We start from the raw sequence: 17,686 nt of genomic DNA, 5'->3' as shown, positions 1-17,686 counted from the left end.
TCCTGATTCTTCTTTAATCCATATAAAAAAGCCGTCGACCTATGCAACGGCTAATGGCTTTTCACCAGCAGATGGATCGCTTCTTCCACCAACTTCTGGGTGTCTTGGTCTTCTTCATTTTCCAACTCCTTCCGAATGCATTGCTCCAAGTTGCGGCTGACGATATAGGCAATGGCCCGATCCACCGCTGATCGAACCGCAGAGAGTTGGGAAACCACGTCTTTACATGATTGTTCTTCCTCCATCATTCGAAGGACGCCGCGAAGCTGTCCTTCCACCCGACGCAGGCGTTTTTTCATGTCTTCACTGTACTCCATGTCCCTGCTCCTTTCCTTCAAACCGTTGAAGTCTATTTTATCATAAATGCACCCGAAAACCCCCATTTCCCCAACCGATACTGCACCCAGTGTTCTCCATAGCGATTGTTTATGAGCTTTTCCTCCTTTCGCATAAGTTCTTTTCCTGAAAGGCAAACTGATAACCGGGTCCCCCCCGAACCCAGAGCGAGGAGGCTTTATGAATGAGCGAAGAAGAGCGCAGGAAGGACGACAACAATCTTGATTTTGATCCGGTGCAATTTGCATACGAACAGAGTGGTGAACTGGCTGATGTCGCCCCGGAAGTGGCAGATCGGTTGCGGAAACCGGAGGCTCAGCGCAGGGATCACCCTTCCCGCAAAAAATAATGAATCAATTCCCCGCGCGTTTTTTGCGCGGTTTTTTGTACAAAAAACCCACCATCCAATCTGTGGTGGCGGGATCTGTATCTCAGGCTTTCTCAGGGGTCCGATCCAACTGTTGCATCCGGAGTCGGACCATGTTTTGATAATTGGGATCGACGTATTCCAACATCCGGGCGAGAATATCCACAGCTTCTTTGGGATTACCCGAGTCAAACAGAGCCTGGGCATAATCCATCCCATGAAAGGGGGTCATGTAGGCCGGCGTCCAATATTTCTCAGAGAACCGAATCAGTTCTTCAGTCAAACCTTCCTTGCGAAGCAAGGCTGAGACCGTCATCGCCGCCACTTCTTCTTCCCATTCCGGAAAACCCTCCTCCCCGCGAAATTCCCGGGTCCGATCCAGAGCTCTTTGGAAACAAGCGATCGCAGCGGAAGAGTTCTTCTGATTTAAGTGCAATTTTCCAAGTTCAAGGAGAGGCCACCAAGCGTCGGTGATTTCCGACAACTGCTCCAAAAAAGAAGACGCCTCCTCCAAATCCTCCACCCATTGTGTAAACATACGAAGGGCTGTTTCCTGATTCGGCTCTTTGGACAAACCCTCTTTCAGTTGCCGGACAGCCTGTTCCCGATCTCCCCGGGCAGCAAGAATTCGGGCCAAGTATGTATGGGCTACCCCCCTGTCCGGATACTTATCGATACATTCAAGCAACACTCGTTCCCCTTCCTCAGGCTTATCCTCTTTCATCAGGACCAGAGCCTGCAAAAGAAGAACCTCCTCCTCCCGGTCCGTCAGTTCCAACAGGCGGTTCACTCCCTGTTCCGCCTCTTCCAGAAAACCATCCTTATACAACTGAACTACAAAGGTATAAAGATTATGGGGATTGTCCCAGTCCGCCTGGATGTTTTCCGGTATGACACGAGTTCGAAACTCTTCCCTGTCCGTCCAAATAGGTTGGCCGAACTCGTCAAACAAGGGAGTGTTTCCCATGCCCCCACCTCCAATATCAGTGCTTTTGCGAATGGAAATTTTAATAAAATTATATAACAAGGAGATTAAGTAGAGGGGTTGATAATCCGATCGTTTAAGAGTTATAGCAATGTGGTGTGGAACCCCTCCTTCAGAATTATAACAAAAACCACCGACCAATTCCTGTCACAAACTTGAAGTCCCTCTTCATCCATTTTGGATTCTTCAAATCTCGTGAGGACTTTTCCTATTTTAGACAAATCCATTCACATCAACAGGGGATCCGCCCCTTTTTGGCATGGGCGACTTTCCCCTTCTCTTCCGGGACATGTTATACTATGTGGAATAGTTCCTCCATCGGGATCTGTCAGATGATCAGAGTACCGATGACATATAACAAAACCCGGGATCGGGTTTTGAGGCGGATTTCGATTGACAGAAGGTGAAAATTGTGGCGAAAAAATCGCCGAGAGTCGTACTGGGCATGTCCGGCGGTGTGGATTCATCCGTCGCAGCCTTGCTTCTGAAAGAACAGGGATTCGATGTGATCGGCCTGTTCATGAAAAACTGGGATGATACCGATGAATTAGGAAACTGCACGGCCACCGAGGATTTCGAGGATGTTCGCCGGGTGGCCAGCCAGCTGGGCATTCCCTACTACTCCGTCAACTTTGAGAAAGAGTATCGGGACAAAGTTTTCCAATATTTCTTGGACGAGTACGAAAAAGGACGAACTCCCAACCCTGATGTCATGTGCAACAAAGAGATTAAATTCGGTGAGTTCATGGAAAAGGCTCTCCAGCTGGGAGCCGATTATATTGCCACCGGCCACTACGCCCAGGTGGAGGAGACCGACGGGACCCATCGTCTGCTGAGAGGTGCCGACCCCAATAAGGATCAAACCTACTTTCTGTACACCCTCGGTCAGGAACAACTGTCCAAAACCCTTTTTCCGATCGGTCACCTACACAAAAAAGAGCTTCGCAAAATCGCAGAAGAAGCGGGGCTGGCCACTGCCGGCAAGAAGGACAGCACCGGGATCTGCTTTATCGGGGAACGCGATTTCAAAGAGTTTCTCAGTCAATACCTCCCCGCCCGTCCCGGGGAAATGCGGACTCTGTCTGGTGAACTGAAGGGACATCATGATGGACTGATGTATTACACCCTTGGTCAAAGACAGGGATTGGGAATCGGAGGCGGCGGGAGTGGTGAACCTTGGTTTGTCGTCGGTAAGGACCTGGAAAAGAATGTGCTGCTGGTGGAACAGGGACACGACCATCCGGCACTCTTTTCCGACGGACTCATCGCCGATGAATTGCACTGGGTAGATCGCCGAAAACGTCGGAAATCCTTTCGCTGTACCGCCAAGTTTCGGTACCGGCAACAGGATCGGGGTGTCACTGTCGAGCCTGTCGATAACGGGTCGGTACGCGTTATTTTTGATCAACCTGAACGTGCTGTCACTCCCGGTCAGTCTGTCGTTTTTTACGATGGAGAAGTCTGTTTGGGTGGGGGAATCATCCAATCCACCTTTAACTGCTGAAACTGCACCCACCGTTCCGCTTGAATCGGGACGGTTTTTTTCCGCCTGAAGACGGAGGGATTCCCCGTCTTTTGGTGCTGGCCTCCTCTCCCCCCCTGTTTTACAATGGTATCAGGATCCGACCATGCGCGATCTTTGCCATCACGCCTTTCGTTGCTGAGAGAAAGGAGTTTACCAAGTCCATGCAGACCCGTTACCGGTGGAACCGATTGTTTGCCGCCCTGTTGGTGATTGGGGCGGGAATCTTGTTTTTACTTGATAATTTTCATGTGATCAATATCTCCCTCGGGGAAATGATTGCCGATTTCTGGCCTTTGATCCTTGTCTATTTCGGTTTGATCTGTTTGGTTCAAAGTCTACGCGGAGTCCTTGACGGCCGGGGAATTCATTTCGGCGAACTTCTTTTCGGCCTTCTGCTCCTCTTTCTCGGAGCTAATTTTCTGGCCATGAATCTGGAATATCCCCATATCTCCTGGTTGGATATCTGGAAATTTTGGCCTTTGTTCCTCATCTACTTGGGAATCCAGCTCCTGCTATCCCCACGGACCAAGAAACGGGATTCATCCCATTCCGGTCGGAGAAAAGCCGGACAATGGTACCGACATGAACAGGGAGATGGTTACGAATACAATCTCTTCGGGGAAATCAACGTCGGCAAGGTGCCTTTTTCCCTGGAGAACAAGCATTACTGGGTTGGATTCGGCTCCATTGAGCTCAACCTGACACAAGCCATCATCCCCGATGGGGAGACAGTGTTGCAAGCCAGTGGAATATTCGGTTCTATCAATGTTTATCTTCCCAGCCAACTGCCGACCCGGGTCAACGCCCTGTGCCAACTGGGAAGCATCGAAATTCTGGGTGTGGAAGACGGTGGGATTGTCAAGCATACCTCCTTTCAAACCCCCGATTTTGAGGAAGCCGATCAACGACTCGTACTCGACTTGTCCATGGTTTGTGGAGAACTTCGCGTCGTGCGCGTATAAGGAAGGACTAGCATGAACAGACGCTTTCACAGCTTGCGATGGAAAATCCTGATCGCCCTGATCCTGAACAGCGCATTCTCTGTCATCGTCCTGCTGGTGACCATCGGCTGGATCTCCCGGATCTTCGGCGACTTCCTCAGCTGGGATCTGTTCAATGGGTCCCTGGTCCTGAATCCCCTGGTGTGGATCGCGGCTCTGTCCGGAGTCGTTCTATCCAGTCTTCCCTTCGGTTTTTATGTTACACAGGGCCTGCGCAGAAAGATCCAGACATTGAGTGATGGCGCAGTCTTCTGGTCCAACGGGAAATACGACCATCGGGTGAATCTGCCCGGTGATGATGAATTCGCCCAGATCGCATCCCAATGGAATCGAATGGCGGACCGGATGGAATCCCAGATCGATACCCTGCAAAATCTGCTTCAAAAAAATAAAGAGCTGGCAGACCGTTCCCGAAAGTTGGCCGTGGTGGAGGAACGCCAACTGCTGGCCCGGGAGCTCCATGATTCCGTCAGCCAACAGCTGTTTGCCATATCCATGATATCAGCCGCCTTGGCTCGAAAGGCGAAGCGGGAGCAACTCTCCATCCACCCCTCTTTGCAAAACCTGAACACCATGGCTGTGGAAGCCCAGACGGAAATGAGGGCGCTCCTCTTACACCTCAGACCCGCCGGTCTGGAAGACCGGGATCTGAAACCGGCTCTGGAACACTTGTTGCAGGAGTTATCGGAAAAGCATTCCATCCGCTATCGATGGCAGGTGGATGATCTGCCTCCCTTAGGAAAGGGAGTGGAGGAACACCTGTTCAGAATCGTACAGGAGGGTCTGTCCAATGTCCTTCGCCACAGCCAGGCGTCCCAGGTTCATTTGACGCTGAAAACCTTTACCCACAGTCTGTTGCTTTCCATCGAGGATAACGGAGTGGGGTTTTCCGATGAAAAAAAACGCAAGTCCTCCTACGGACTGTCCCATATGGAAGAACGGGCAAGAGAGATGGGAGGAACATTCAAAATCCTCTCCGTGGAAGGGAAGGGCACCCGTTTGGAAGTGATTATCCCAATCAAAAAGGAGGAGAAAGAACTTGCCCATCCGAACCCTGATCGTCGACGACCATGAGTTGGTTCGCAGAGGGCTTTCTACTTACTTGATGACCGAAGAAGGAATTGAAGTGATCGGCGAGGCGGCAAACGGAAAAGAAGCGCTGGCCTTCATCCGTAAAACCCGTCCTGATGTGGTGCTGATGGATCTGGTGATGGAAGAGATGGACGGAGTGGAGGCGACTCGGGAAGCGGTGCAAATCCACCCCGGAATCCGGGTGATCGTCCTCACCAGCTATATCAGCGATGATAAACTGTTTCCGGTCCTAGAAGCGGGAGCCACCAGCTATCTCTTGAAAACGGCCCGAGCCGAGGAGATTGCAGCCGCCATTCGATCTGCCTACCGAGGTGAATCGACCCTGGAGCCCAAGGTCTCCGCCAGACTTCTGAAGCAGGTGCGCAAACCGAAGCCCCTTCCCCATGAAGATTTGACCGATCGGGAGCGGGAAGTGTTACATCTCCTCGGCCAAGCAAAAACCAACCAACAGATTGCCGACAGCCTCATGATCGGAATTAAAACGGTCAAGACTCATGTAAGCAATATTTTGTCCAAACTGGGTTTGGAAGACCGCACCCAAGCCGCCGTCTACGCCGTCAAACACGGGCTGGCGGAGGAAACCGACCTCTGCTGAGATTCCCACCACAGGCCCTCTCGGTGAGGGTCTTTTTTCTTTAAAGAATGAGAAAAACCCCGCCCACTGCCGACGGGGTTTCACTGATCTGTTTATTTGACCACCCGATAGTGGAAGGGGATCCGGACCTTCTGTTTGCTGACGGTGGCGATATTGATGTATCCTTGATAATCCTCTCCCACTGTCTTGCCGTTACCCAGAGCCGTCACCTCAAAGGTGCCGGATTTTCCTTTCCCGAGAATCAGGATGGACTTGTTGGATTTGACCAATTTTTTATCTGTGGAGATGGTATAGATCTGTATCTTGGAGGTCGTGTTTTTAAGGGTCACTTTATACGTTTTCTTATTGTTTTTACCGGTCTTGTTCACCAGGCCGAAACTGAGGCTGGCGGGAGAGGCTGTCGCTGCCGGATTCAGCGCTTTATGGACATTGATGATCCCAGCACCCACATCCAGCGGGCCGGCTTCACCTTTCGGATCCTGAGCGGTGGCCATCAGGGCCGCCTTGATATCCTGTGGTGTCCACGAAGGACGGGCTTGTTTCAGCAAGGCTGCCGCTCCGGCCACGTGAGGGGTCGCCATAGAGGTTCCATTGTAGGAGGAGAGGCCTCCGCCGACAACACTGGAGTACACATTGGCTCCCACCGCAGCCACATCCGGTTTTAAGGTATAGTTCACCGTCGGTCCCCGGGAGGAAAAATCAGCCACCAGGCTGTCGTTATCTGACGGGAATTCACGGATCCCGGAAGGATCCAACATAGCTGAAACATCGTTGCCGGAGAGAATCCAATCCCCGTCGGACAAGCTGACCATCACCATCGGAATCGTCACTGATTCTTCCACGGACATGCCGGAGGGATCCCCGTCAGAATTGTTGATCAGCACCACACCGACCGCTCCCTTCTCTTGGGCGGCCAAACCTTTTTCAGTGAACGTACAATCCCCCCGTTTGATCACGGCAAGTTTTCCTGTCAGATCCGCGGAGATGCCGGAACAAGCTTTTCCGTCATCATCGGCTACCACTTGGAGCGGAGCCTCCACTTTCTCCCGGATCATTCCCCCTGGATCCGATGTAGCCACGGGCAAGGTTCGTTCTTCCCCGTCCACATTCACCTGGATCGGGGTTCCAATGAAGTGACCGTTGGTGACAGCTCCCACGGTGATCACCTTATCCGCAGTCCCCGGGGATCCGATGGTCATGGATCCGGGACCTTCATTCCCGGCGGCAATCACCACCGTCATCCCGGCATCCGTCGCGGCGTTCACGATCTCCGCCAGCAGATCAAAACCGGGTTCCGCTTCACCGCCCAGACTGAGGTTGGCTACGTCCATTCCATCCTTGACAGCAGCTTCCACTGCGGCGGCAATGTGGATACTCTCCGCTGAACAATCGTCACAGGGAAAGACATTGTAGTTGCCCAGATACGCTTTAGGGGCCACTCCGGACAGCGGCGATTCAGCGGCTCCACTCGGGTCCTTATAACCTTCCACACCGGCGATGGTCCCAGCCACGTGTGTCCCATGGCTCCCGATCGCTTCCGGTGTGACATCAGGGTCCGGGCTGAAGACTTTGGCCGCAATCACTTTATTCGTGGTGTATTTCTTCCACTCTGGTTTGTCCTCCGGAACCTTAGGGTAGCCTTCGGGCATGTTAAGGGACTTGTCCGTCAAGAAGGGATGATTCTGATCGATCCCGCTGTCGATGACGGCCACCTTGATTCCTTCTCCCTTGTAACCCATCTTCCACAAGGGCTTATCCTGAATGATGGAATGGCTCCGGTTCATCGCCGGTTTATACTTCAGGCTTTTCACAACCTTCTTGACACCCGGACCTTTCCGTAAGATATCGGGATTGATTCCGTCCGCTTTGACAGCGACCCCGTTCAGTGTAACGGAATATTCCTCTACCACTTTAGCCTTCGAGGATTTTTCCTTCAACCAACTTTTGTAGTTGGACCGTTTTTTGGATAGGAAATTTTGATAACGCTTTACGTCATTGTTCTTCATTGACAGCTTCTTTTGTCCTTCCACTTGAGTGGCTTCATAACCCTTTACATCACCATCATAGGTGGCCACCGGATCATCTTCCAACTCTACGAAGTAATAATCTCCGTCTGATTTTGTCGGTGTCGCTTTCCCGTCCGTATTGATCTGGGCCTGAACTGGCAGTGCCGTAATGGTTAGGACCAGAACAAGTAGAAATGCCAACATCCAACCACGGGATACTTTTCGCATGATGTTCCCCCTTGTGAAGTTTTAGACACTTCAATTAATACTCCCAAACGGCGAACAAATCCTGCCCCTTTTCCTAAATAAGGGGTAGATTTGGCTAACTTATATATAAAGTAGTAATTAAACTTGTACAAAAGATATATTATCGTGTCGAAACATGGAAACATTTTGATGATAAGGATAAAATACGGAGTACATGAAAGGAGGAAAACACTCTTTTGCGAAACCAATATCATCTCCAACGGAAGAAACCTTCCCGGGAACAACAGAATCCCCCTGGTAATGGATCCGAGAGAAGAGAAGTGACCAAACACAGGCGCAAAAGAATGATCATTTGGATGATCTGTATGGTTGCAATCACTGCCGGCGGCTGGCTCATTCTGACCTCCGCTGACCATCCCGGCGAGGGGGGGAAGGTCAAGCCTGAACCCTCCCCTGCAATCGCCGGGCATCCGGAAGAGCCGCCTGATCCTGACCCTATCACTCCCGGATCGGAGGATTGGTGGGATCCGACAGACCCTTCGATCATTCCTGAAAAAAAAACCACCACAAAAGATAAAAAAAAGCCGGTCATCCAACCACCACCCACCACCTCCTCCCGACACATCCTTCACAACAACTGGCAAAATCCCGACCTGAACCGTCTTCCCATGGCTGAGACCCGAACCAGAGGAACTAACCCTTCCATCCCACAGCTGTCAAATCCCCCAGTACGGCCAGCTCCCTTTGAGAGACCCCCCGACCGAAGGTTACAGGTCGCAGTCCGCATTCCTTACTGGGACCCTGCAGCCACAGAACGGTTGGAACAGGTGGCAGATCAAATCAACGAACTCAATTATCCTTGGTATGACATTCAATCTGACGGCACCCTTATCCTTCGAAAAGCGGACGAAGCGAGCCGGATACTGGAGATCGCCGAAAAAAACAACATCCGGCTTCTCCCCATCATCGGCAACCAATACTCACCCATCCTCCTTCACGAGATGCTGAATCAACCGGAAAAACGAAACCGATTGATTCAGGAAATTGTCCACACCGTCCTGAAACAGGGCTATGCAGGGGTTGAACTTCAATTTGAACCGATTTTGGAAGAAGACCACGATGCTTTTTCCCACTTTGTCGAAGAGCTGGCCGCCCAACTGCACGAACAGCAGCGTTGGCTCAGTGTGGCTCTCCACCCCAAAACAGGCACAAAACGAGACACCCCCTCCCAGTGTGCACAGGATTGGAGGCGTGTCGGGAAAGCGGCGGACAGTGTCAAGATCATGACCTATCATTACAGTTTGGAAAAACCGGGACCTGCCGCTCCCCAGCCCTGGCTGGAAGAGGTGCTGAAGCGTGCCACATCCGACATGCCTGCCAAAAAAATATATGTCAGCCTTTCCACCCAAGGCTATATTTGGACAGGACCTGACCGGCTGGGTCCCTTAACTTTCAACGATGCCCAAAATCTGATCCATACTCACAATGTGTCCCTGCAACGAAACGGTGACCAACCCTGGTTCCAATATCCTGTGGGAAAACAGATCCACACCGGATACTATCAGGATGCCGTCGGATATGGACAAAAATTGCGTTTTCTTCTGGAACATCATCCTGATCTCGCAGGAATCGCCCATTGGTATTTGGGTGCGGAAGATCCCGACACATGGAAAATCATCCGGGAAGCAAACAAAAGAAACCGCTGAGAGAAGTGATGGTTGAACTCGGTGGGAATCGGATTAGTTGTTATTAACTATTAAAGATGCGGTTTGTAACCTATCCCGACCGATCCGGTCAGCATCATTCACAATACTTCCAGTTGATCTGAACCAAAAGAAAACTACACCTAAAGTTGGATTGATCCTGGAAATTCTAAAGATTACACTTGCAGTTGAATTTAGTATCAATTGATAGGGGGAACTTGAATGAAGAAAAAATTCATGTTAACTTTGGCATCTATGCTCGCTGTATCGACATGTTACATTCCTTCAGCTTCAGCCGCATCCGATATATTTGATAACTATGAACAGCTATCCTCTCATTACAAAGAAGGTACTGATTTCAGCATTGAAACCCAGTCAAAACCAAACGATGTCATTATTCTCGCAATTCACGGTGGAAGAATCGAAAAAGGGACGGATCAACTGGCTAAAGCCATCGCCCAAGATGATCACAGTTAACATTTTTAAAGCACACATCTATGAAGATTCGAATAAAGACCAACGAAATGATCTGCATCTGACTGCGAAAAACTTTGATGAACCCATTGCTCTCAAAATGACAGCACAAAAAAACAAAGTCGTCTCTCTCCATGGTGCAAAAGGCACCGAAAAAATCGTCTACATGGGCGGACTCAATCAGGACTTGATGAATCAAATGACGAAAAAATTGACCGCCGCCGGTTTTCGCGTAGAGGAGGCACCTGAAAATCTCAACGGGAACCATCCGGATAATATCGCCAACAAGAATCGAAACCTGGAAGGCGGGCAGTTGGAACTCACCAGAGCTTTGCGGGATGAACTTTTAGATGATCCATCCCAAATGAAAAAATTTGCTGATGCGGTTCGGCAAGCGATCTCTGCGTCCACTTCATACCCTAATGGAAGAACTTACGATTTTGGAAGTGACAATTTTTCCACCTCCTTTTGGCTGAACAACGGAAATCCCTTTTATCTAACCAGCGGTGATACGATTGAAGGAGTACAAAGTCCAATCGATCCAACCAAAAGTGAGAAAATCCGCTTCGATTTTTACAATGAAAAGGATCAACTGGTCATCTCCCGTGCCGCGCAAGCGGTTGGGCATAAGTGGTTTCGATATACCATGAATCTGCCGACTGGGTACTACAAAATCAAGGTTGTAAATGTATCCGGGCATCCTTCTTGGATCTATGGCGGGCTCCACTATTAGCGGGATCATAAAAATCATCCTGTATTTTCTACAGGATGATTTTTTCATTCCCCTCTTTCGTGGGCGCTCCTCATCATTCAGTGGACAATCGACCCATCCCCTCTCTGACTTTTGCGGCTCAGCGAATTCTCTCAAATCCATTGCCAAAGGCACTTGGCGTCTCCGCCAGACCTCATCGGGTGAAAGCACCCCCTTTCCCTCCATCCACCCGCTCGGACTGTCTTGGTTGGTCAGTCCCAAGCAGGACTTCCCTCTCAAGGAGTGCCTGTTCATCGGGCCAAGGTTTGCCTCCGGGCACTCTTTACAATTCCACTTCGCCGTGGACACCCTTGACTTAAGCTAACGTCTGCCGCTGCCTTCACTGCTCGGGAACTTTCACCCTATCGAACGTGTCCATGCCCCGCGCACCAACAAAAAACGCACCAAAGCATTAGTGTTGTTTTTCGGTGTTCCCGGAATAACAAATTTTAAATAACCCATCAAATAAACACGGTCTCAAAAGAGATCTTCCTCGATTGGCTTTTTGTACTGTCCCTTTTGTTTCTTTACATATTCAACACAACCAACTTCATGATTTCTGCAGATGCCTAAGCTGGACAAGACTGATTTTGTCATAAGTTTCTGTGTGATATGGAAATTTTATAGGAAAACGATTATCATTGTTTATATAACCCAATCAGGGCTGTTGATTAACCAGAAAGAAAGCGGTGAAAGGGAGTCGTGTACTGCCCATAGCGCTTACCGGAAAAGAACGACCCCAGGCGCGGCTCGTGCCCCTATGGCTGTAACGGTCGCGTGATAAAACATGATCCCTTGACCCTAAATATGGCTAACCAACACCCCTGTAACCCAATATACATTTAGCGAAGGGGATGGCTCTTGGTTTACGCAAAAAAAGTGCTGAATTATTGGCAACAAAGTGTGGAAGATGGTGATCGGCTCGATTTTAAAGAAGAGGACATCAAGCCAAATCAATGTGCAGAACTTCCACTGGAGGAGATAAAAGCCGGGGAGCTGTCTCTTTCTTCCTTTGAGAAGGTAGAGAAAAAGGCGGATTGGAGCAAAAAGGGAGCCCTCGATCTGTTGATCTGCCCGTTTCCTTTATTCCAAAAGAAAAAGGACGGAAAGCCAGTTCATCTGTTTCCCTTGGTGATTCCCGCATCTTTGGAAGTAGACGGTTCCCTGTACCCACAAAAGGATCACCCCCCTTTTATCCCGCGAAAGTACCTGGAACCCAACGAACCCTCCTTTGAAGTGGTGGGGAAATGGGTGACTTCCGAAAGGTTTCGCAAGACGCACCCCCATCCAAAAGAGGGAACGTGGGAGATGCTGTGGCGGGACGCCGAGAAGCTGTTTAAAGCAGTGACCGGAAAAAAGCCTGACCGATTTGAAGTTCGAGGTTTTCATCCTGCTTCCAACCCATTTGTATGGTTTGGAAAGACTACTAGTGGAACCCATCTTCATATCGCTTACGGCTACCAAAACCTTTCCCGTCAAAAGCAACTCCCACGGTTATTTGAAACTTATACCGGTGCTGAACAAGGGCAAAAACAAACCTTTTTCCCCGATCACCATAGGTTCGGAGTTCATCACTACGGACAAATGACGGATCAGTATCCCCTCACTGAATCCCAACGGGAGACCCTTCATCACTTTTTTGCTTTAGACAAGGGAAATATTCTCGGAGTGAACGGACCCCCGGGTACAGGGAAAACCAGCCTGCTTCAAAGTGTGGTCTCTTCTTTATGGATTCAGCGGGCATTGGATGAGGACGAACCGCCAATCATATTGGCTGCATCCAGTAACAATTTGGCTGTGTTAAACATCTTGGACAGCTTTCAAAAAGCGGGAGCCGCCGAGCCGCGAACCGAAAAACTGCGTCCCTTGGCTTCCCGTTGGTTGCCCGGAGTCGACAGCTATGGATTATTTTGTGCGTCAAGAGGTAAGTTCAACTCATATCAAAATCAGTATCCCTGCATTAAACGAGATTTTAATCAAAGTCGTCACAAAAATGAGTGGACCGGTTTTCATCCTGAACTGGAAAAAGGAAACTGGCAAAGGAAAAAGGAGTATTTTCTCAACAAGTGCACTCATTTTTTCGGAGAGCCCATCGACAATCTGAGTCAAGCAAGATCCCGCTTGCACCATGAGCTTGTCCACACATGCGCGACCATAAGGGAACGGATGACTCACTTTCACGAAAGGCATCGTCTTCAACAGCGCTTAAAGGATGAATTTCACTCCAAGGAAGTGTTTGAACAAGCATTGTCCCAACTTTCGCAGAAGGAAGAGCAGGCGCGCGATAACCATGAACGATGGAGCGGACTCTACTCTGATTGGCTGGACGAGGTGAACCAGCGCTCGTTGTGGCACCGGCTGTTCCCGTTTTTGCAAGCTTCGGCCAACGAGTCATTTTTGCGCAAAAAACAAGTGGACGAGTCTTTCCCCACCTACAAAGACACGGATGTGAAAACCGTCTTGCTCGATAAAGACTCCGAAGCCAAACAAGTTCATGATCAACATCAACACCGACTTCACAAGCTGAAATCATTTCAAAATCATATGGGAAAAATTGAAAAAGAATGGGAAGCATGGACGAAGGACTATCGATCGCCGGAAAAAGACTTCCTACATGAGCTGGACACGTACTGGCGATATCAGGCGTTCCTGCTGGCCACTCATTATTGGGAAGCCCGTTGGCTGGAGGAACTCCGTTCAGAAGACAGCCCTTCCGTGGAGAATGACGAAACGATATGGAAGCGTTACGCCAAATTGACACCATGCTTTGTCGCCACGATGGCAAGTGCTCCGAACTTCTTCCGTCGTTTGGATAAACCCACAGAGTATCTGTATGATTTTATTGATCTATTGATTGTCGATGAAGCGGGACAAGTGACTCCAGAGCAAGCGGGACCAGCATTCGCCCTGGCAAACCGGGCGTTGGTGGTGGGGGACACCGAGCAATTGCAACCGATTCCCCGTGTCAATGCAACCGTAGACATTACCAATCTGAAAACCTGCGGGCTGTTAAGCGGCGAGGAAGAATTCCACCGCTATTGTGACAACGGCATCGCGGCTTCCCGTGGTAGCGTAATGAAAGTGGCGCAACAAGTGAGTCAGTTTGGTAAGCCGGATTATTTGGGGGGCATGTTGCTGACAGAACATTTCCGTTGTGCGGAGGATATCATCCAGTACTGCAACGCCCTTTGCTATGACAGGCAGTTGATCCCATGCAAGAAAAATCCCGATCCCGGAAAAGAACCCTACGGTGATTTACCCCGTCTGGGATCCCTCCATATCGAGGGAACCGCCGAAAATACCGGAGGCAGTTGGGAAAACCACTTGGAAGCAGCAACTATTGCCTGGTGGATCCACCAGATGGAGGATGAATGGACACAAGAGGACCAACGTCGACTAAAAGACATTATCGCTGTGGTCAGCCCCTATCGTAAACAGGCTTTCCTCATTCAACGTTACCTGAAGAACGAATACCAAATCGAAGACTTGACCGTAAACACCGTTCACTCCCTTCAAGGGGCTGAAAAAGACATCGTCCTTTTTTCCCCCACATTGGGAGGACAAACCGACCAAATTCCACTTTACGACACCACCCGTTTCTTGCTCAACGTGGCTGTCTCCCGGGCGAAGGAATCCTTTTTGGTCTTCGGGGATATGAATTTTTTTGGGAAAGACCGAGGAAAACCTTCCGGAATGCTGAAGTCCCGCCTAAATCAAATTCCGGAAAGCTGGGTGAACATCCCGGAGAGGGACATTGAGTCCATGATTGCCAAAATGAAAAAGAGGATGGGAACCGATAGAAAAATGACGAAGAATAATTTCATCAACATAGGCGGCATCATCAACTATGCAGAAACCGGCGGAACAGCGAACTATGCTGACCATCAATCAAGTATTCAAGTCATCGCTGGAAAGCAGAAAAAATAGGAGGGGGGAGATACCATGTCCAACATCTATAACAATAGTGGTGTGATCAACTACGGAACCTATGCAGATCATGGAGCCACCATTCATATATCCAATGACCAGTGCGACGAACTGGGCCGACTGATCCAACAGCTCCGCAAGACCATGGCGGACACAGATAAGGTTTCCGAATCAGAAAAAAACGCCACATTTGAGTGGTTGGAACTTATCCAAAAGGGAGGGGCAGAGCAGAAGCCACTGATTGGCCCCGTGATGGAGAGACTGGAGAAATGGCAAACCCTCTTTGATGCCACCTCAGCCATTGGTCAAGTGATCTCCTTAGTGATGGATGCACTGAAGTAGCCGCCTAAAAAACCGGAGAATAGAAAGGATAAAAAGAGCCCATTCGGGCTCTAACCAAATGATATAGGTTCAACATGCTCACATGTCACCTAAACAAGTATCCCGATTTTGGGCTATTTCCCCATTGAAAGACCGGATCGCAAGGCAAGATCTGAAACCCAATCCCTGAAAACAACAAAAACGCACCATCACTTTTGGTGCGTTTTTTGGCGTGCCCTGGAAGATTCGAACTCCCGACCTTCTGATTCGTAGTCAGACGCTCTATCCAGCTGAGCTAAGGGCACATATGGTGCGGACGAGAGGACTTGAACCTCCACGGTCTAGTGACCACTAGATCCTGAATCTAGCGCGTCTGCCGATTCCGCCACGTCCGCGGAATTTTATTGACAAGTAATATTGTATAACATCTGATAAAGGTCAGTCAAGAGTTTTTTAAAATATAAATGGAGCGGAAGGCTGGACTCGAACCCGCGACCCCCACCTTGGGAAGGTGGTGCTCTACCACTGAGCTACTTCCGCGCCTGAAGTAATTATGCACCGAAAAGTGCATATGTGGCGTGCCCTGGAAGATTCGAACTCCCGACCTTCTGATTCGTAGTCAGACGCTCTATCCAGCTGAGCTAAGGGCACACATGGTGCGGACGAGAGGACTTGAACCTCCACGGTCTAATGACCACTAGATCCTGAATCTAGCGCGTCTGCCGATTCCGCCACGTCCGCATACAGAAAATTTATTTGGAGGCGGCACCCGGATTCGAACCGGGGGTAAAGGATTTGCAGTCCTCTGCCTTACCACTTGGCTATGCCGCCATGACTACAGTATGAAGATCCAACTGCCGGGAATTATAAAAACAACTCAGGAAAGGAGAGTGTCCTCGTGATCCCGTTGCAGTCATCCATCGAAAACCTGAAGGGCAGTTTCATCCAGTTGGACCGCTTGTTTAATGAAAAGGGATTTGTCCTCGGAGGTGGTTATGAATACGATCATGGTTACTATGACAAAGCTCTGGATTGGGAAGAAAACAAAGAACATCAAGCATATCTGCGAATACCGGTGACTGCCGTTTCCGGAAGCATTGGCACTCGCAAGGCGACTCTTCAGATCGGCAAGCCCTTCATCCTGAAACATGTGTATCAAACCAAGTCGGATGATCAAGTCAGCACCGGTCTGATCTCCGGCTCCTTCAACCAGTTCGCCGAACCGGAGGATCCGGATGCCCGAGTAGAATCCAAATGGATCCAAAGAGGACAATCTGAGCTAAAAAAACTGGAAAATCATTTTCAAGAGAACTTCAGTGTTGAATGACATGGCAGGGGCGGCAGGAATCGAACCCGCATTTGAGGTTTTGGAGACCTCTGTTCTGCCATTGAACTACGCCCCTGTAACAGCGAATGGTGCCGGCGAGAGGACTTGAACCCCCAACCTACTGATTACAAGTCAGTTGCTCTACCAGTTGAGCTACACCGGCGAAACCAAGTGGTGGTTCGGGACGGAATCGAACCGCCGACACGAGGATTTTCAGTCCTCTGCTCTACCGACTGAGCTACCGAACCACAGCAGACTAAATCATAACATAAAGCGACAGCATTGTCAAGGTTAAATTAGATCCATTTCGCTGTCAACTAAATGGCGGAGAGGGAGGGATTCGAACCCTCGAGACGGTGGTAACCGCCTACACGATTTCCAATCGTGCTCCTTCGGCCTCTCGGACACCTCTCCACAAGTCTCAAGGTTATTCCGAGTCACGATTTTTATTATATAAAGGACTGGCCGTTATGTCAAGGAGTTTTTCCTATCTCTTTCCGGGAGTTGAAATGTGTCTTTGCATGCATTACTATATACGGGGTAGGGTATAAGGGAGGGAATACTGTTGAACATTCACGTGACCGCTACAGCTGCAGAAAAGTTGTCGGACATCATCAAAAACCAAGGTTCAGCCAGTAATCGGATTTTTATACGACTGTATTTCGACGGAATCGGATGAGGTGGTCCTCGTTACGGTATGACTCTGGAAGAGTCATCTCAGCCTGGAGACACTGTCGTTGAAACCAACTCTTTACGTTTTTTGGTCGCAGAACGGGACCAACAGGCAGTGGATGGAGTCCAAGTCGATTTCACCCACAACTGGCTGCTGGGGGATCGATTCCACATCCGCCCCCCCAGCCATCTGCCCAAAGCTGATTGCTGAGCAGCGCCTTTTAGATGTCCTTTATAAGAATCCGGCTATACAAACACCCCCCGGATCCAACTGGATCCGGGGGGTGTTTTCCCACGGTCACACCGCAGGCACTTCTTTCAGATTGCCTGGCAACGTCCTACTCTCCCAGGGGCCTGCGCCCCAAGTACCATCGGCGCTGGAGGGCTTAACTTCCGT

The 17,686-nt window shown here is 49.8% G+C and carries 15 protein-coding genes, 10 tRNA genes and 1 rRNA gene; 12 read left to right on the top strand and 14 right to left on the bottom strand.

Translation table 11 applies throughout. The features are described 5' to 3' along the window. Positions 1 to 50: 50 nt before the first annotated feature. Positions 51 to 317 carry a metal-sensitive transcriptional regulator gene (locus IEV46_RS15455; protein WP_188433438.1) on the bottom strand — a complete coding sequence of 89 codons (267 nt, stop codon included), beginning with the start codon at positions 315 to 317 and terminating at the stop codon, positions 51 to 53. Positions 318 to 520: 203 nt separating this feature from the next. On the opposite strand from IEV46_RS15455, the gene IEV46_RS15450 reads away from it, so the two are divergent. Continuing rightward, on the top strand, positions 521 to 685 hold the full coding sequence (locus IEV46_RS15450) for a hypothetical protein (protein ID WP_188433437.1): 165 nt from the start codon (positions 521 to 523) through the stop codon (positions 683 to 685). Positions 686 to 767: 82 nt separating this feature from the next. On the opposite strand, the gene IEV46_RS15445 is transcribed toward IEV46_RS15450, so the two are convergent. Then, positions 768 to 1,670: a tetratricopeptide repeat protein gene (locus tag IEV46_RS15445; protein ID WP_188433436.1), complete on the bottom strand. Its 903-nt coding sequence runs from the start codon at positions 1,668 to 1,670 to the stop codon at positions 768 to 770. Positions 1,671 to 2,097: 427 nt separating this feature from the next. On the opposite strand from IEV46_RS15445, the gene mnmA reads away from it, so the two are divergent. The 4 genes from mnmA to IEV46_RS15425 all read left to right on the top strand — a co-directional run bounded on the left by mnmA (position 2,098) and on the right by IEV46_RS15425 (position 5,901). After that, positions 2,098 to 3,192 (top strand): tRNA 2-thiouridine(34) synthase MnmA, encoded by a 1,095-nt coding sequence (gene mnmA, locus IEV46_RS15440; RefSeq protein WP_373284632.1) that lies wholly within the window; start codon positions 2,098 to 2,100, stop codon positions 3,190 to 3,192. 182 nt (positions 3,193 to 3,374) lie between these two features. Next, positions 3,375 to 4,175 carry a cell wall-active antibiotics response protein LiaF gene (gene liaF / locus IEV46_RS15435; RefSeq protein WP_188433435.1) on the top strand — a complete coding sequence of 267 codons (801 nt, stop codon included), beginning with the start codon at positions 3,375 to 3,377 and terminating at the stop codon, positions 4,173 to 4,175. A gap of 12 nt (positions 4,176 to 4,187) precedes the next feature. Further along, positions 4,188 to 5,288 (top strand): sensor histidine kinase, encoded by a 1,101-nt coding sequence (locus IEV46_RS15430; protein ID WP_188433434.1) that lies wholly within the window; start codon positions 4,188 to 4,190, stop codon positions 5,286 to 5,288. Next, complete coding sequence (locus IEV46_RS15425) at positions 5,254 to 5,901, top strand: response regulator transcription factor (RefSeq protein WP_188433433.1); 648 nt, start codon at positions 5,254 to 5,256, stop codon at positions 5,899 to 5,901. Before IEV46_RS15430 ends, IEV46_RS15425 begins: the two co-directional genes overlap by 35 nt. 92 nt (positions 5,902 to 5,993) lie before the next feature. Here IEV46_RS15425 and IEV46_RS18205 read toward each other — a convergent pair whose 3' ends face one another. Continuing rightward, the gene (locus IEV46_RS18205; RefSeq protein ID WP_188433432.1) at positions 5,994 to 8,135 is read right to left on the bottom strand and encodes a S8 family serine peptidase; all 2,142 of its coding nucleotides are present in this window, start codon (positions 8,133 to 8,135) and stop codon (positions 5,994 to 5,996) included. 215 nt (positions 8,136 to 8,350) lie between these two features. Between IEV46_RS18205 and IEV46_RS15415 the strand changes: the two genes are divergently transcribed. From IEV46_RS15415 to IEV46_RS15395, 5 genes are all read left to right on the top strand, one after another. Next, positions 8,351 to 9,820 carry a glycosyl hydrolase family 18 protein gene (locus IEV46_RS15415; RefSeq protein WP_188433431.1) on the top strand — a complete coding sequence of 490 codons (1,470 nt, stop codon included), beginning with the start codon at positions 8,351 to 8,353 and terminating at the stop codon, positions 9,818 to 9,820. A 219-nt stretch (positions 9,821 to 10,039) separates the two neighbouring features. Then, the gene (locus IEV46_RS18715; RefSeq protein WP_188433430.1) at positions 10,040 to 10,294 is read left to right on the top strand and encodes a poly-gamma-glutamate hydrolase family protein; all 255 of its coding nucleotides are present in this window, start codon (positions 10,040 to 10,042) and stop codon (positions 10,292 to 10,294) included. Next, entirely contained in the window at positions 10,206 to 11,024 is an 819-nt protein-coding gene (locus IEV46_RS15405; RefSeq protein ID WP_373284631.1) for a poly-gamma-glutamate hydrolase family protein, read from the top strand. The genes IEV46_RS18715 and IEV46_RS15405 overlap by 89 nt, the downstream gene beginning before the upstream one ends. 879 nt (positions 11,025 to 11,903) lie before the next feature. Then, positions 11,904 to 14,969: an AAA domain-containing protein gene (locus IEV46_RS15400; RefSeq protein ID WP_188433428.1), complete on the top strand. Its 3,066-nt coding sequence runs from the start codon at positions 11,904 to 11,906 to the stop codon at positions 14,967 to 14,969. 15 nt (positions 14,970 to 14,984) lie between these two features. Next, entirely contained in the window at positions 14,985 to 15,311 is a 327-nt protein-coding gene (locus IEV46_RS15395; RefSeq protein WP_188433427.1) for a hypothetical protein, read from the top strand. Positions 15,312 to 15,518: 207 nt separating this feature from the next. Here IEV46_RS15395 and IEV46_RS15390 read toward each other — a convergent pair. The 6 genes from IEV46_RS15390 to IEV46_RS15365 all read right to left on the bottom strand — a co-directional run bounded on the left by IEV46_RS15390 (position 15,519) and on the right by IEV46_RS15365 (position 16,121). Beyond that, positions 15,519 to 15,595 (bottom strand) — tRNA-Arg (locus tag IEV46_RS15390). 3 nt (positions 15,596 to 15,598) lie between these two features. Then, positions 15,599 to 15,685, bottom strand: a tRNA-Leu gene (locus tag IEV46_RS15385). Positions 15,686 to 15,755: 70 nt separating this feature from the next. Continuing rightward, a tRNA-Gly gene (locus IEV46_RS15380) sits at positions 15,756 to 15,830 on the bottom strand. 34 nt (positions 15,831 to 15,864) lie between these two features. Further along, positions 15,865 to 15,941: transfer RNA gene (locus IEV46_RS15375), tRNA-Arg, on the bottom strand. A 3-nt stretch (positions 15,942 to 15,944) separates the two neighbouring features. After that, positions 15,945 to 16,031, bottom strand: a tRNA-Leu gene (locus IEV46_RS15370). A gap of 16 nt (positions 16,032 to 16,047) precedes the next feature. Next, a tRNA-Cys gene (locus IEV46_RS15365) sits at positions 16,048 to 16,121 on the bottom strand. Positions 16,122 to 16,188: 67 nt separating this feature from the next. Between IEV46_RS15365 and IEV46_RS15360 the strand changes: the two genes are divergently transcribed. Next, complete coding sequence (locus IEV46_RS15360; RefSeq protein WP_188433426.1) at positions 16,189 to 16,617, top strand: YugN family protein; 429 nt, start codon at positions 16,189 to 16,191, stop codon at positions 16,615 to 16,617. Between the two features lie 2 nt (positions 16,618 to 16,619). Here the strand turns inward: IEV46_RS15360 and IEV46_RS15355 are convergent. The 4 genes from IEV46_RS15355 to IEV46_RS15340 all read right to left on the bottom strand — a co-directional run bounded on the left by IEV46_RS15355 (position 16,620) and on the right by IEV46_RS15340 (position 17,031). After that, positions 16,620 to 16,693, bottom strand: a tRNA-Trp gene (locus tag IEV46_RS15355). 11 nt (positions 16,694 to 16,704) lie between these two features. After that, positions 16,705 to 16,780, bottom strand: a tRNA-Thr gene (locus IEV46_RS15350). Between the two features lie 9 nt (positions 16,781 to 16,789). Then, positions 16,790 to 16,865: transfer RNA gene (locus IEV46_RS15345), tRNA-Phe, on the bottom strand. 74 nt (positions 16,866 to 16,939) lie between these two features. Beyond that, a tRNA-Ser gene (locus IEV46_RS15340) sits at positions 16,940 to 17,031 on the bottom strand. 283 nt (positions 17,032 to 17,314) lie between these two features. Between IEV46_RS15340 and IEV46_RS15335 the strand changes: the two genes are divergently transcribed. After that, on the top strand, positions 17,315 to 17,500 hold the full coding sequence (locus tag IEV46_RS15335) for a hypothetical protein (RefSeq protein WP_188433425.1): 186 nt from the start codon (positions 17,315 to 17,317) through the stop codon (positions 17,498 to 17,500). A gap of 114 nt (positions 17,501 to 17,614) precedes the next feature. Here the strand turns inward: IEV46_RS15335 and rrf are convergent. Continuing rightward, positions 17,615 to 17,686: ribosomal RNA gene (gene rrf, locus IEV46_RS18795) — 5S ribosomal RNA — on the bottom strand; the annotation flags it as partial.

Source organism: Kroppenstedtia guangzhouensis (genome assembly GCF_014637345.1).
GTDB classification, from domain to species: domain Bacteria; phylum Bacillota; class Bacilli; order Thermoactinomycetales; family DSM-45169; genus Kroppenstedtia; species Kroppenstedtia guangzhouensis.
Note: the sequence above shows the minus strand (reverse complement) of the source record. Positions and strands in the feature narration are given on the sequence as shown.

Bases quoted from the DNA above. Each gene is read 5' to 3' on its own strand.
- IEV46_RS15445 (WP_188433436.1), bottom strand. From the start codon at position 1,670: ATGGGAAACACTCCCTTGTTTGACGAGTTCGGCCAACCTATTTGGACG.
- liaF (WP_188433435.1), top strand. From the start codon at position 3,375: ATGCAGACCCGTTACCGGTGGAACCGATTGTTTGCCGCCCTGTTGGTG.
- IEV46_RS15395 (WP_188433427.1), top strand. From the start codon at position 14,985: ATGTCCAACATCTATAACAATAGTGGTGTGATCAACTACGGAACCTAT.
- IEV46_RS15450 (WP_188433437.1), top strand. From the start codon at position 521: ATGAGCGAAGAAGAGCGCAGGAAGGACGACAACAATCTTGATTTTGAT.
- IEV46_RS15430 (WP_188433434.1), top strand. From the start codon at position 4,188: ATGAACAGACGCTTTCACAGCTTGCGATGGAAAATCCTGATCGCCCTG.
- IEV46_RS18715 (WP_188433430.1), top strand. From the start codon at position 10,040: ATGAAGAAAAAATTCATGTTAACTTTGGCATCTATGCTCGCTGTATCG.
- IEV46_RS15405 (WP_373284631.1), top strand. From the start codon at position 10,206: ATGTCATTATTCTCGCAATTCACGGTGGAAGAATCGAAAAAGGGACGG.
- IEV46_RS18205 (WP_188433432.1), bottom strand. From the start codon at position 8,135: ATGCGAAAAGTATCCCGTGGTTGGATGTTGGCATTTCTACTTGTTCTG.
- IEV46_RS15335 (WP_188433425.1), top strand. From the start codon at position 17,315: ATGACTCTGGAAGAGTCATCTCAGCCTGGAGACACTGTCGTTGAAACC.
- IEV46_RS15455 (WP_188433438.1), bottom strand. From the start codon at position 317: ATGGAGTACAGTGAAGACATGAAAAAACGCCTGCGTCGGGTGGAAGGA.